Genomic DNA, 14,284 nt, shown 5'->3' on the forward strand with positions numbered 1-14,284 from the left:
TACAATAAGAAAAGCTAAGTTCGCTGTAGATAAAAAAGGCCGTTTCTGAAAAGAAACAGCCTTTTTCTTAAAAAAATTAAAAATCTTTTATGCTCTAGACCAAAAAGTACCTAAGCCAATAACTGCAGAAGTCAACGTACATCCCGCAGCAACAATAGCACGAATTCCATGCGAAATTGGCAAAGGAATTAACTTGAAGATATCCGCCACCATCTCAAATAGTTTTTCTATCATAGTAAGGAATCTGTACTTAATGAGAGTCCATGATCTAGCCTTCTCTTCCGAAATAGCTGTTAATTTATTGCCTTCGCAAATTTCACCATCCTCACTACATCGAATGCGATCACACCGCTCTTCACAGTCTGCTCTTTCTGCGCTAATACTTAAAGCAGACCCAAGCACAGATGCCGCATGGTTCGCTGCCATGATATAACCAACAGAAGCTCCCAACCCTTCTTTGGCTTGGGAAGAAAGGAATGGTTTGGCAAGAAGCTTGTTAACGAGTAATGTCGGACGAATCGCTCCGAAAGTTGTAATATAAGTTGCTCCTCCAATAACATTACAAGCCTCAGCCGCAGCTCTTCGTCTATGAGAAACACAGAGATCTTTCACCTTGGAGCATGTTTCTTCTTCTTTGCCGGCCGCTCGTAAATGGGCGAGACAGCTTCGCGCACTTTGAATGGTTGCTGGCACAGATCCATTGAAGACATTCCCTAGAGCCATTACTGTTCGCGCGTCCCCAAGTGCTTTAGACACCTTGGCCGCCGTAACATGTGCATCAGTCCCTGCCCCCCCAGTTTGCTCTAAAATACTCGCCGTTAATTCAGCAGCAGACTTCCCAACCTTTATTGATCTGTCTAATCCTTTTGCGCTATTTACAAACCGTGATAGCTTGTTACCGGGACGCGTGAAAAATGCGTTAAATCTGTTCCCCACCCCAGCACTTAATCGCCCACATACAGAAGCCATATCTCACCTACCTGCTTCAAAGTTATGTATACATAAAATTTAGGGAGCCATTGTAACATTTCTATTACTTAAATCGAAAAAAGAAAGTTCTGCACAACCTTTCTGACAAAATTTTTTTAGAAAAGCAAAGCGACTGATCGAGATTGCCCATTAAAAAAATCTTTTGCTTTCATGAAAACTTTTCCTTCAGGTTGTACTATACATAAGCGCAAAACTCCCTGACGGCAGGCAACCAGTAAATCTTCCCCGGAAACACCAAGCACTTCTCCTGGAGAATGGGAACCAGAAGAGGATTCCATTCTAGCGGAGAGTATCCCAAGACGTCGAGGCTCCTTCCCTTGAGAAAGAAAACGAGTCCAAGCTCCTGGAGCAGGAGAAACCCCTCGAATATGAGCATAAACCTGAGAAGCTGGTGCATCCCATTTCACCAAGCCCTCTTCCTTAGTTAACTTAGGAGCTAGGGTGGCTTTTGCGCTATCTTGAGGAATGTGGCGGACTGTTCCTGCCTCAATTTCTTGTAAAGTTTTTAATATAAGCTCTCCTCCGGAACCTGCAAGAGCTTCGGCCAATTCTCCTGCAGTCATATCTTCACCAATAGCTACATGATTGACATTGGCAATATCTCCAGTATCCATTCCTGCATCCATACGGATCACAGTGTTCCCAGAAAGAGTTTCTCCAGCTATAATACAACGCTGAATGGGTGCAGCTCCTCGATACGCGGGCAATAACCCTGCATGAAGATTGTAACAACCATATTTAGGGATATCTAGAAGTTCCTGTTTTAAAATCACTCCGTACGCGACAACAACAAATACATCTGCCTGCCATTCTCGCAATTGAGCAAGAAAAGCAGGATCGGTAGTCTTGGTGGGCTGAAGTAAAGGAATATTTTTGGATAAGGCTAACTGTTTTACTGGAGAAGCAATTGGCTTAGACGAGCGTTTCTGTGGTTTATCAGCCCGTGTAACGACACCAACAACATGAATACGTGCATCTACCAGTGTTTCTAAAACAGTAGCCGCAAACTGGGGGGTCCCCAGATAAACGACTCTAAGATTCAACAAAAGCTCCTTCTTTTTTATCTATCGGCTCATCCAAAGATGCTTCGCAATCGATGCCTCTCTCTATACCACGTTTGCTTGGCTGCCGACAAAATTCAACGAAATGCCGCACTTCAGGGACGTCTCCAAAATCTTCCAACACACTTCCCAAGGAGTCTTGAAAAGACTCCCCTGAACGGAAGACACGTTTAAATGTCTTAATTAGTGCCAAACGTGTTTCAAAAGGCACACGGCGCCGTTGCAATCCGACCTTATTAACACCCCCTAAAGCATAAGGATTGCCTGTTCCTATGGTAAAAGGAGGTATGTCACGGCGAATACCACTCATAGCACCAACCATTGCATAAGATCCTATACGGACAAACTGGTGCACTCCAACCATACTGCCTATAGTCACACAATCCCCGACCTGCACATGCCCAGCAAGCTGCACATGTGTACTAAACACAACATTGTTACCTACAGAACAGTTATGAGCAATGTGAGCCCAAGGCATAATTAAGCAATTGTTGCCTATGGAAACTGTAGTCCCCTCAAATGTAGAGGAGGTTATCATAGCAAACTCACGAATTTCGCAATGCTCTCCAATTTCAACAAAGGTCTTTTCACCCTTAAATTTTAGATCTTGGGGTTTATTCCCGATCATCGCAGAAGGCCAGATCGTTGTCCCTCGACCAATCGTTGTAAACCCGTCGATATACGCATAAGATTTGACCACTACATCATCGCAAAGCTTCACATTCTTTTTTACAATAGCATAGGGCTCTATAGTTACATTATTTCCAATCTGCGCCCCATCTTCCACAATAGCTGTAGGATGAATGTTGGTCATACTCTGCCTCTTTATATAGACTCTTTTTTAACAAGAACAAAGCTAAGCTCTCCTTCAGCTACAATCTGAGAACCGACAAAAGCTTGTGCTATAGCCTTCCCTCCTTTAGCTGATATCAACGAGAATTCTGCTTTCAAGATCAATACATCCCCAGGCTTGACGGGCTGACGAAATTTTGCCTTCTGGATACCTAAGAATAATGCGATCTTTTTATCTCGATCATTTTCCAATATAATTCCTAGCAACACACCAGCAGCTTGGGCCAGAGCTTCTAATATCAAAACTCCAGGCATGATAGGTGCCTCAGGGAAATGTCCTACGAAAAAAGGTTCGTTAATGGTTACATTTTTCTGGGCCACTATCGAACGGGTATTTAAATCATAAGAAAGAATTTTATCCACTAATAGGAAGGGATATCGGTGTGGAAGCAAATTTTGTATATCTTGGATTCCTAATACAGGCTTTTCACTCATTTTACTAACTCCTGTTCATACTGCAACGCCTCTAAAATTTTATTCCCTAAGGCAATATTAGAAGAATGCCCTGACCCCACAGCTATAATGTGTGCTAAAAAAGGTTTCCCAATTAGAGATAAATCTCCTATTAGATCTAACATTTTATGGCGAACAGGCTCATCAGGGAAACGTAGCTTGCCCAAACTAATGACACTATCATCTTTAAATAACACAGCATTACCTAAACAACCTCCACCAATAAGTCCCCTTTCCATAAGAAAGCAGAGTTCATTGTATAGAGCGAATGTCCTACAGGGAGCAATTTCTTTACGAAAAGATTCTTCGGAAATCACCTGGGAACGATATTGCGTGCCTATCGCAGAGTTATGCGAATAGTGCAGGGTATAAGAAATCTTAAATTCCTCCGAAGGGAATGCTGCTAAAATTGTATCCTGATGCTGGTAATAGACAGGGTGAGTAAGTCTCGCTATAGGAACCGTTTGCCCCTGTTCTTCAACTCCTGCTTGGTCTATGAGGTCTACGAACACTTGGGAGCTCCCATCGCCTATGGGAATTTCGTCTTCGCTGCAATGGATGCGTACATTATCTACACCACAAGAGTACAGCGCTGCTAACAAATGTTCTACAGTGGATACAACACCACCTTGTGAAGACAATGTAGTGCTACGCCCTGTCCCACAAACGTTAGCCAATCGAGCGGGAATATACTGTCCAGAAGCTGCATGACGCGAGAAAACCACTCCAGTATTCTCTTCTGCTGGCTCAAGAGTAAGCATCGCTGGCTTTCCAAAATGCACTCCCACCCCGGAATAGCATACCTTACGCTTTAACGTTCTCTGAGCTCGACCTAACATGCAAAACCTTGACAAAGAGACCCCGTATATTATCCTTTTTTTTTTTTAGCAAGCAAGCGATATCAAAAAATTACTGATTAGTTTTGAAACACTTGCTATTTCAAATGTCACTCCCTGTTAGGGTCTTTCCCCGTCTCTTTAAAAAATAACCTACTACTCCTAAAACGGAACTTACTGCCACGAATAATAACGGCGCATCTCCGAACTTTGCATATATAGTAGGATAACTGTAAACAGGAACAGAGACCTGAAGAACATCTGGACAAACAGGGCAAGTTTTTGACTCCCAAGGGAGCACTCCAACAATTCTTCCTAAAGAATCTACTGCCGCAGACACCCCTGTGTGACAAGCTCGAATACAAGGCATTCCTAGTTCTTGGTTACGTAAAACACCATGATAAAAATGGACTAGAGGGAGCCGTGAATGTGGGTACCACCCATCATTAGTAAGATTCACTAAAATATCCGCTTTCTGCCTTTTATATGGGAGAATTGCATAACCAAAAGTCTCTTCATAACAGATAGAGATCCCAGCTTTTATTCGCTCTGTGATCTGTACAATCCCAGATTTTTCCCCGGGAAGCCGTTGAAAAGGGAGCGCAAACTCAGGAAAAAAGGCTTTGCATAAAGAAAAACCAAACTTACCTCCGGGAATATATTCCCCTCCAGGCACAAGAATGCGCTTATCATAGCTGGTAACTTCCCCTTGCAAAGACAAACATTCAGCAGCATTGTACAAGTGCATAACCCCATTTTTATCTTCCCATCTTTCCATCCCCATGATAACAGCACATTGAAAACGTTCTGATAGTGCACGAATCCAATCTAGGTTTGTAAAAAACTCGTTCCAAAATTTATTAGGAACCAGACTCTCTAAAACTTGTTGATTTTCATGGAAAGAATATGCTTGCCTATGCAAACCAAAAGGAACGCTGACCTCAGGGAAAACAATGACATCTACGGGAGGACAAATACCTTGGCATAAAGAAACTAGATTACTCCAAATAGCACTAGCGGTCCTTGCTCCTTGCATATGGGGACTGTACCCCGGTTGCACAATAGCAACTCGAAGAACCTCCTCATTAGAAAAATGCCTTCTTACATATTCGTAATAAGTTCCTCCTAAAAAATAAGGGAAAGCACAGCATACCAGCCATAATCCGTAAGAAAAAGATTTTCTAAAGACTAATACCGAACAGCATCCTAAATTGGTAGCAATGACTACAAAGCTCTGCCCCGCCCATCCAAAAAAGCTTCCAAATTGCCTTCCATAAGCTGTTGCTGCAAGAGGCCAGCCAATGAAATCAAAAGAAACTCCCGAAAGCAACCCATAATAGCGCACAGACTCTATAGCTACCCAAACTCCGGGGAGCCAAAACAGAGCCCCCCAATATTGCTTGCGGAAACAGAGTACGACAAGACAAGAAAAACTTGCGAAAGTAACTGCAAGATAAGAAATAAGTAGGCACCAAACGAAGTAGATACTTGTCCCTACATAAAAATCTTCAAGCATCCATGAAAAATGAAAACCTTCAACGGACCAAGTCCAAAAAAAGGCTAGACACCAGATCTTCCTCCAGGACGAGCTATCTACTAAAGAAAGAAGCCCCCGCCAAAGCAATCCATATCCACACATGCAGCATATCACAGAAGCTAAAGTGCTGATATCAGGCTGAGCAAAACAGACTAGAACCCAGGAAAGGCCAATATACAAAACACTCTTAAACACGGGTGGGACTCCTCATTAGCTTGCATTAAAGACAGAAAATAAGAAAAGAATCCCTCAAAACGTAGTTCACAGTTTCAATCGGGAAGCTCTTCTCTGGTCAGCTTCATGGAAACGCCGAATTTCTTCTTGGGTTTCAGGGACTAGCTCTGGAATTTCCACAGGAGAATTATTTTCGTCTACCGCAACAAATGTAAAATACGCAGAAGTGATATGTCGCTGTTCCTGTTTATAAATATTTTCCGCCCAAACTTTTACTCCAACTTCTAAAGAAGTTCGCCAAGAGCGATTCACAGAAGCACAGCAAATGAGATTTTCTCCCATGTAAGCGGGAGCATAAAAACGCACAGCATCTACAAGAGCTGTTACACAAATACTTTCACAATGACGTTCGGCAACCACTAAAGCTAACCGATCCAATAAACTCATGAGTAATCCGCCAAAGATAGTATTATTTGTATTCAAGTCGTTAGGAAATATTTTATAGATGTGATCGTTTATACAACTGGCAGAAACTGTTTTCTTTTTATCTTTAATATTCTTCCTCACAGAAACCTTCTATACACCAAATAGTCTCTATCCCGACCAGTCTTAGAGTTATTGATCCCTCTCTATCCCCCAGCCTGCTCTGTAGCGGATAGTAGTACCGGAATAGAAGAAAAGCAAGGAATTCCTTGGAAGACTACAATCCTAAAAAAGGATTATTTGCTTGAGTAAACCCTGTGCCCTTTTTCCGAGATTTGATCTCGCTACGAATAGAAAATAAAAGGTCCTGATCAAAGTCCATTTTTGAAGCCCATAATAGATATTCTAGCGGAATATCTGTGAACAACCGTCCTTTATACTTCCCTAATGGCATATATTTCATTTTAATAGGTTTAGACAGAATATGTGTTACTTGGGACAAAGTACGGAATCTTTTTGTTAAGTGTTTAAACACCTTAACATTCATTTCCACATCTTTCATTGCTCGGTGATTCCCTTGATGAGGAACATTGAAATGCCTCGCTAGGGCTTCTAAAGAATTATTAGGGCTATCGCCATATTCTTTCGCCAAACGCAAAGTATCAATCACATAATGCTGCTTCGGAAGAAGAGTCTCTCCCAAACGCTCACTTTCTTGCGAAAGCACTTGTAAATCAAACCCTACATGGTGCCCAACAATATAATCCCGTTCCTTAAAGAAACCCTTGATTGTAGAGAATACCTCACTAAATTTCGGTTTGTCTTTTAACATGGCATCAGAAATCTTATGAATCTTTTGAGACTCCGCTGAAACAGCACGCTCTGGATGAATAAGAAACTCCACAGAATCAATTACTTCATCGAATGTAAACCGAATCGCAGCAAATTCAATAACTCGATCTTTTTTTACATCCAATCCTGTCGTTTCACAATCCAAACAAACGAACTCTATATCTTTCAACAATACCACGCTCTAATCTTTCCCCATAAAAAAGCCTAAGTCACAATCTTCTGCGACTTCTATAACCACTTCCCTCTGCGAATCCGCAAGAAGACACATATGCACACAAACACTCTTACGAAACTGTGGAAGTAGATTCACTACTTCTGGCCACTCGACACAAATGAGATCCTCTTCCTCTGCATCTTGGAAAAGCCCCTCTCCGGACTTAACATGCATCGTCTCAAGACGATACAAATCGTAGTGACAGACCCTTCGCCCCATTGCTTCATAAACATGAAGTAAAGAGAAAGAGGGACTGGCCACCTGACCGACGGCAGTCTCTCCCAAAAAGCCTTGAACGATTCCTCTAACAAACTCTGTCTTCCCAGCGCCGTAATCGCCAGATAATAAAACAACCATACCGGGAATCAGGAGATGCCCGAGCTTTGCAGCTAAGTCTATAGTCTCTTCACAAGAGTCCGTTACTCTTCTGTATCTACCCATTGGCTAATGTACTCATGAAACGCTGTGTCATCTGCAAGACTTTCGACAAACTCAGCGATCTTTTCTTCCTCTAAAGCATCTTGCAATAAAGTCAAAAACGAGCTTTCTAACTGAAACTTGTTCTGATTTTGTACTTCTTCAAGCGTCATAGGACGTAAATAAGAAGTTTTAAAATCTTCCAAGAGAGTTGGCAAACTATGGAACAACTTCCCCGTAATTGCGGAAGCATATACAGTTTTAATGAGAGGTTCTTTCGGAGGGACAATATATGCCCTGATTACTTCGGGGTCATCTGATACTAGAAACCGCTTTACAGCCACACCAGCCTGTCTCTCTTTATTCTGAGGACAAGAGGAAAGCCAGTCATAAACGGCATCCAGAGGATTTGCATAGACATTATCAGCAAAGACTTTCCCAGTAAACGGACAAATATAGATACGCTTTGTCTGTTCATTCACCTCTGGCTTCCCAGAAGAAATTTGAATCTCTGTTTCTCTCCAGATCTTTTTATCCGCTTCTAAAAGCGCAATAGCATCTTCTGCGCTTTTAAAAATGACCTTGTCCCGAACAAAAACAACCGGACTCAAATGCAAAGACTGCTCTAAATAAAACAAGTACGTTGCCAACAATTCTGGGGATTTTTGTTTTTTCAAAAACTGGAGAAGTTTTTGTTTGATACTTCCAGAAATATTCATACTTATCCTTACTTTTTTCAGCTGCTTAACAGCAACTTGACTCTTCTTTTAATCACCAGCTTTCTTCTAAAAAGAAAGGCCTTTGCCCATATCCCTGTTCTCTACCTACTCTCACTTCCTTGCAAAAGTATTTTTACAAAAAGCAAAACAGGCTTAACCTCCCCAGACTCTAGGGGTAGGGGCATCCTGAATCGACTACATGCTATCATGATTTTCCGTTAGGCACAAGCTCATTACGTTTTCAATAAAACTTTGAATTCAAACGAAAAATTTCTATGCAAAAAAAGAAAATCATTTTTCCTTGAAACTTTGCATCAGTGACTCTAAAAATTTTTGTTCTATATAACCTTGTTCTTCTGGTTTGTAAAGAGAACCCCAAATATGCATGGTTAACTTTCAACTAGAAAATCCATTACGCTTAACCTTTTATTAAAAAAGCGTTCCTTTTATACTGGCACATCATGCAGCTATGGCGGAACCGGTAGACGCGCTAGATTCAGGTTCTAGTGAGCTTTTGCTCATGGAAGTTCAAGTCTTCTTAGCTGCAACATTCTTTTCAATAAGTGCCCAAAAATAGGGGCATCTTTCTTGACTTTTGCATAGAGGTTATGGCTAACTGGCTTTTCAGAACACGGCTAACTCCGTTTGCTAGCAGTTCTTAGGGAAGCCCTGAAACCTCCCTGCAAGGATTTATATAGATTTTTAAATTAGGAATAAGTTTTATGGTCCAAATTGTATCTCAAGATAATTTCGCTGATAGCATTGCTTCTGGGCTAGTCCTTGTCGATTTTTTTGCTGAATGGTGTGGCCCTTGTAAAATGCTTACCCCAGTATTAGAAGCATTGGCAGCAGAACTTCCTTATGTAACTATCCTGAAATTGGATATTGATGCTTCTCCCCGCCCTGCAGAACAATTTGGCGTTTCCTCCATTCCAACGCTCATCCTCTTTAAAGATGGAAAAGAAGTAGAGCGCAGCGTCGGCTTGAAAGATAAAGATTCTCTAGTCAAGCTTATTTCTAAACATCAATAAAGTGATTCATAAAAAAGGCCGAGAGTTTCTCGGCCTTAAGATACTTCAAAATAAATTCTGATAATTTTGTCGAGCCACTTCATACATAACAATCCCTACAGAAGTAGCTAAATTTAAAGATCGCGTCCCTTCAATCATAGGAATATACAAGCACTGAGATGAATAGGCATCCAGAACTGTTTGTGGTAAACCTCTTGATTCTGCCCCAAAAATGTAAGTGCCATCTAGTGGAAGCTCTCGTTCTCCATAGTAGGAAGAGCCTTTTGTAGTTAAACAGAAAATTTTTTCTCTGGGGATTCCCCTAAGAGCCTCTTCTAAAGAATCAACTACAGACAAAGAAAGCCGATCCCAATAATCCATCCCAGCTCTCTTTACAAACTTATCCGCTAAAGAAAAACCCAAGGGCCGAACTAATATTAGCTCGGCCCCCAAAGCTACACACGTTCTACCAATATTCCCTGTATTTTGAGGAATATCCGGATTATGAAGAACTATGCGCATAAAAAATCCTAATAATTACTCCGCAACGGATACATTATCGTCATTTGCCTCAATTAACTTCACTTCAAAAATGAGTAAGGAATTTGGAGGCAATTGTCCTGATGTTCCATAAGCTAAATCAGGATGTATATACAGAACCCGAACTTCTCCTTCTCGCATTCCTTGCATTCCTTGAGAGAATCCAGAAATGACTTTTGTCAAAGGCAGTAAAATAGGGTCCTTATTTTTCTCAGAAGTGTCAAAAACTTTCCCATTGATGAAACTTCCTGTGTAGTGCAATAAAGCGTTAGGTTTACCCGTAAGAACTCGTCCCGTTCCTTCTTTTACGATACGGTACTGTAACTTATTAGGCTCTAGCTCAATTACACCTTCTTTATCTTTATTCTCTTTCAAGAATTTTTCTGCAGAAGCTAAATTCTCTGAACATTTTTTCTCAAAACTTGCCTTCTGCACTAAAGCCATTTGCGTTTCGTATTCAGAATCCGTCAAAGGAGCACTTTTTCCTTCTATTTCAGACTGCATGCCTTTAATAACCTCAGTAAGATCTAATGTAAAATCTTCTGTGGAACTCAATTGTCGAGCTAACAAATGTCCGAAGGTTCTTGATAATTTTTGATTGTCTGTGAGTACAGAATCTTCTACCATGTCTTTCCCCATCGCAGATGTTTGCGAACCACCGTTATTATCGCACCCTAAAATAGGCAGGGCGACTGCAAACATAAGCATCCAACTTAATATATTTTTCATTCGTTTCTTCCTTAGTTGCACCCGATTTCTCAGACGCGCTTTTTTTAAAACCATTTACTCAAGTAAAAGACCTGCACCTATCACCCACTGTAAAAAAAAGCTCGTTTTCTCAACTTTTAGAGCAGAAACGATATTACAGTTTCAGCCCCAATTCTTTTAATTGTATCGGCAAAATTTCTGAAGGTGCCGACATCATTAAATCTCCAGCTTTCTGCGTCTTAGGAAACGCAATAACCTCTCGAATAGTTTCTGCCCCTGTAAGAACCATCATAATGCGGTCCAATCCTAAAGCAATCCCTAAATGAGGCGGCGTCCCAAAACTTAATGCATCGATAAAAAATCCGAACTTTTCTTTCACACTTTCTTGCGACAGCCTTAATAAAGAAAATATTTTATTTTGCAAATCCGGATTATGTATACGCTGAGAACCGGAAGCTATTTCATATCCATTCAGCACCAAATCATAGCTTGATGAGCGAACGGACAGAGGATCCTTATCCAACAGAGGAATATCCTCTTCTAATGGAGCTGTGAATGGATGATGCTCTGAGCACAGCTCGCCTTCTTCCTTAGCAAAAAGAGGGAAGTCTGTAATCCACACAAAATTGTATTGTTCTGCATCATAAAGCTGCCGCTCTTTTGCGATTAATCTGCGTAAATGATCCAATGACTGGTTCGCAATAGCCTCTGGAGCTGCTATCAATAATAAAATATCTTGATCTTTGGCCTCAAAAGCTTCGAACATTTCATGGAAAACCTCTTCTGAAGCAAATTTCGCTACATTCGAAGAAATCCCCCCATCCTGGTTTTTAATCCACACTAATCCCATGGCTCCATAACGCTTCACAAAATCAGTATAGACATCCAACTGTTTTCTTGAGATATCAGCGCCACCAGGGACACAAAATCCTTTAACTGTTCCTCCTTGTGCCAACTGATCTAAGAAAATGGAAAAGGAGAATTTTTTGGCGTATTCGCAACAATTTTTAAGACGCAAACCAAAGCGTAAATCTGGTTTATCTGTCCCGTAAAACTCTTTTGCTTCTTGATACGTCATTCTTTGGAAAGGAATGGATAACTCAATCCCTTTCACAGCAAATAAACGCGTGACCAATTCCTCTACTATTGGAAAGAGATCTTCCGGTCCTCCAAAGCTCATTTCCATATCAATTTGCGAAAACTCAGGTTGACGATCCGCACGTAAATCTTCATCACGGAAACAAGTTGCTATCTGGAAATAACGATCTAACCCTCCAACCATCAAAATCTGTTTAAATAGCTGTGGAGATTGTGGAAGAGCATAGAAATTCCCTGGATATATCCGCGAAGGCACTAAGTAATCCCGAGCTCCTTCAGGAGTAGATTTCCCTAAAACAGGGGTAACAACCTCAGTAAAACCTTGTTCATCTAGATATTGTCTGCAAGCCAACATAACTTTATGCCGACACATCAATCTGTCCACAATATCCCCTCGCCGCATATCAAGATAGCGATAAGTCAATCGTAGCTCTTCATTTACATTAATATGCTCATCAGAAATGGAAAATGGCAAATTTTGAGCTCGAGACAACACCTCTAAATGAGAAACCTCAACTTCAATACTTCCTGTAACCAAATTGGGATTTTCCATTCCTCCTAAACGAGCGCAAACAAGACCTTCTACACAAAGCACCCATTCAGACCGGACTTGATCCATAAGCCGATGAAGTTCTGGGTTCTCTTCCTGACGACAGACGATCTGTGTAATCCCAAATCGGTCTCTCAAATCAATAAAAACAACTCCACCATGGTTACGGTAACGATGCACCCACCCAGACAAACGAACATGTTCCCCAACATGATTAAGGGACAACTCATTACATTTATGCGTTCTGTACTTCATAAACCAACCTTTGTTCTACATCTTGTTGAGCCCCTGAAAAGCTTTGATGTAGAGACATATCTTTAACTATAAACTGTTTCGTAGACAGCTCTTGCTCGCCTACAAAGCAAACAAAGCCCACCTGTTGATCAGCAGCATCTTTAAGTGCTGTTTTTGGTTTCTTATGAGCCCAATCTACTTCCGTTGCAACACCTAAATGACGCAAATGCTTCGCCCAAGAAAAACAAAAAGCATCCGCACTCTCATCCATAGGAATCAATCGCAATCGACGTGGAGCTGTTGGCAAAGCAGCTCCTTGTTCTAATAAAGTTTGAATTACCCTTTCTAACCCCACTCCGAAACCAAAAGCAGGCATTGCGGGGCCACCGGATTGTGCCACTAACTCATCATAACGTCCCCCACCTCCTAGCGCATAGGAATGGTCACCAACAACAGTTACAGCTTCAAACACTAGATCGGTGTAATAATCTAATCCGCGAACCAACCGTGGATTAATTTTATAAGGGATCCCCAAAACCTTTAACTCAGCTAACACCGAATCAAAATAATTCAAATCTTGATCATCAACGTAATCTAGAATAGAAGGAGCCTGTTCAATAAAGGCTTGGTCTTCTGGCTCTTTAGAATCTAAAATGCGCAACAAATTCGCATGGAACCGTTCTTGGCTTAGCGTAGATAATTTGTCTAAATCTTTACGGAAAAACTCTCGCAATGCCTCATCATAACGAGCCCGGGTCTTCCGGCCCCCTAAAAAATTTACTTGGATCTGCATATGCTTAAGCCCAACTGCCGCATAAAAATCCCACAGTAAAGACAAAACTTCAGCATCTCGCAAAGGATGCCGCACACCAATAGCCTCTAACCCAAACTGATGGTGCTGCCGGTAACGCCCAGATTGCTGCCGTTCATAACGAAACATTGGCAAAATATAATAAATTTTATTGTCTTTACGCATATCAGCAGAATGATCCAGCAAAGCTCGAACAACGGCTGCAGTTCCTTCTGGACGCAAGGTTAAAGAGCGCCCCTTTTTATCCAAAAAAGTATAAACTTCCTTTTTTACAATGTCGCTGTGCTCACCAACACGTAAGAAAGTCTCCGTCTTTTCAAAAACTGGCGTGCGAATCTCATCAAACCCATACAAATTACATATACGGTGAGCAGCATGTTCAACCGTTTTCCATAGAAAAGAATTTCTCCAAAGATTCTTTGAATTTGTTACATAGGGGAAAATATCGAAAACGCCTTTCGGCAATACGTTACTCATTCTGTATAACCGGATTATACTCCGCTAAGAGACTTGCAATCTAATTTTACTTTCTTAAAGTTCTTTTTTGCATAAAGAACGAGCCCATCATGTTACACCAAAAGAGTTTTCAGGACTACACGAAAACCCTACCCCTCCCATTGCCATTATTCCTCCATCGATTTGACTGCAACTTAGCTTCCGTCTCTTTTAAAAACAGCAAACGGGTTGTCTTCTAAAAGCTATTGAGCTAAATGAAAGGAGTATTGACGACATTACTGCGATTGTCCAATATGATGCCCGGGCTGGTCTAGCCTAGACTGATGGCAAAAAACGAGGTCTTAGAAGC

15 protein-coding genes and 1 tRNA gene are annotated in these 14,284 nt (G+C 41.3%); 2 read left to right on the plus strand and 14 right to left on the minus strand.

Going from position 1 to position 14,284, the window contains the following annotated elements; genetic code table 11:
- Nucleotides 1-87 precede the first annotated feature (87 nt).
- The 10 genes from TC_RS04145 to TC_RS04190 form a co-directional block, all read right to left on the minus strand.
- Entirely contained in the window at nt 88-969 is an 882-nt protein-coding gene (locus TC_RS04145; protein ID WP_010231662.1) for a hypothetical protein, read from the minus strand.
- Between the two features lie 116 nt (nt 970-1,085).
- Entirely contained in the window at nt 1,086-2,033 is a 948-nt protein-coding gene (gene fmt, locus TC_RS04150) for a methionyl-tRNA formyltransferase (protein ID WP_010231664.1), read from the minus strand.
- Nucleotides 2,023-2,865, minus strand: coding sequence for an acyl-ACP--UDP-N-acetylglucosamine O-acyltransferase (gene lpxA, locus TC_RS04155; RefSeq protein ID WP_010231667.1), 843 nt, complete (start codon nt 2,863-2,865; stop codon nt 2,023-2,025). Before lpxA ends, fmt begins: the two co-directional genes overlap by 11 nt.
- Before the next feature lie 11 nt (nt 2,866-2,876).
- Entirely contained in the window at nt 2,877-3,338 is a 462-nt protein-coding gene (gene fabZ, locus TC_RS04160) for a 3-hydroxyacyl-ACP dehydratase FabZ (protein ID WP_010231672.1), read from the minus strand.
- On the minus strand, nt 3,335-4,195 hold the full coding sequence (gene lpxC, locus TC_RS04165) for a UDP-3-O-acyl-N-acetylglucosamine deacetylase (RefSeq protein WP_010231676.1): 861 nt from the start codon (nt 4,193-4,195) through the stop codon (nt 3,335-3,337). Before lpxC ends, fabZ begins: the two co-directional genes overlap by 4 nt.
- Before the next feature lie 100 nt (nt 4,196-4,295).
- Nucleotides 4,296-5,924: an apolipoprotein N-acyltransferase gene (lnt, locus tag TC_RS04170; RefSeq protein WP_010231679.1), complete on the minus strand. Its 1,629-nt coding sequence runs from the start codon at nt 5,922-5,924 to the stop codon at nt 4,296-4,298.
- Between the two features lie 66 nt (nt 5,925-5,990).
- Entirely contained in the window at nt 5,991-6,470 is a 480-nt protein-coding gene (locus TC_RS04175; protein WP_010231683.1) for an acyl-CoA thioesterase, read from the minus strand.
- Nucleotides 6,471-6,603: 133 nt separating this feature from the next.
- A complete protein-coding gene (locus TC_RS04180; protein ID WP_010231686.1) occupies nt 6,604-7,356 on the minus strand; it encodes a putative quorum-sensing-regulated virulence factor in 753 nt (250 codons plus the stop codon).
- A gap of 3 nt (nt 7,357-7,359) precedes the next feature.
- Entirely contained in the window at nt 7,360-7,833 is a 474-nt protein-coding gene (gene tsaE / locus TC_RS04185; RefSeq protein WP_010231689.1) for a tRNA (adenosine(37)-N6)-threonylcarbamoyltransferase complex ATPase subunit type 1 TsaE, read from the minus strand.
- Complete coding sequence (locus TC_RS04190; RefSeq protein ID WP_010231691.1) at nt 7,812-8,528, minus strand: DUF2709 domain-containing protein; 717 nt, start codon at nt 8,526-8,528, stop codon at nt 7,812-7,814. Before TC_RS04190 ends, tsaE begins: the two co-directional genes overlap by 22 nt.
- Before the next feature lie 463 nt (nt 8,529-8,991).
- On the opposite strand from TC_RS04190, the gene TC_RS04195 reads away from it, so the two are divergent.
- Both TC_RS04195 and trxA read left to right on the plus strand, forming a co-directional pair.
- Nucleotides 8,992-9,075: transfer RNA gene (locus tag TC_RS04195), tRNA-Leu, on the plus strand.
- Between the two features lie 175 nt (nt 9,076-9,250).
- Entirely contained in the window at nt 9,251-9,559 is a 309-nt protein-coding gene (trxA, locus tag TC_RS04200; RefSeq protein ID WP_010231695.1) for a thioredoxin, read from the plus strand.
- A gap of 45 nt (nt 9,560-9,604) precedes the next feature.
- Here trxA and TC_RS04205 read toward each other — a convergent pair whose 3' ends face one another.
- From TC_RS04205 to hisS, 4 genes are all read right to left on the minus strand, one after another.
- The gene (locus TC_RS04205; RefSeq protein ID WP_010232266.1) at nt 9,605-10,060 is read right to left on the minus strand and encodes a tRNA (cytidine(34)-2'-O)-methyltransferase; all 456 of its coding nucleotides are present in this window, start codon (nt 10,058-10,060) and stop codon (nt 9,605-9,607) included.
- A 15-nt stretch (nt 10,061-10,075) separates the two neighbouring features.
- On the minus strand, nt 10,076-10,807 hold the full coding sequence (locus tag TC_RS04210) for an FKBP-type peptidyl-prolyl cis-trans isomerase (RefSeq protein ID WP_010231699.1): 732 nt from the start codon (nt 10,805-10,807) through the stop codon (nt 10,076-10,078).
- Nucleotides 10,808-10,940: 133 nt separating this feature from the next.
- Nucleotides 10,941-12,689 (minus strand): aspartate--tRNA ligase, encoded by a 1,749-nt coding sequence (gene aspS / locus TC_RS04215; RefSeq protein WP_010231701.1) that lies wholly within the window; start codon nt 12,687-12,689, stop codon nt 10,941-10,943.
- Nucleotides 12,670-13,956, minus strand: a complete 1,287-nt coding sequence (hisS, locus tag TC_RS04220; RefSeq protein WP_010231702.1) for a histidine--tRNA ligase — start codon at nt 13,954-13,956, stop codon at nt 12,670-12,672. Before hisS ends, aspS begins: the two co-directional genes overlap by 20 nt.
- Nucleotides 13,957-14,284: the final 328 nt, after the last annotated feature.

The organism is Chlamydia muridarum str. Nigg, from assembly GCF_000006685.1.
Taxonomy (GTDB): domain Bacteria; phylum Chlamydiota; class Chlamydiia; order Chlamydiales; family Chlamydiaceae; genus Chlamydia; species Chlamydia muridarum.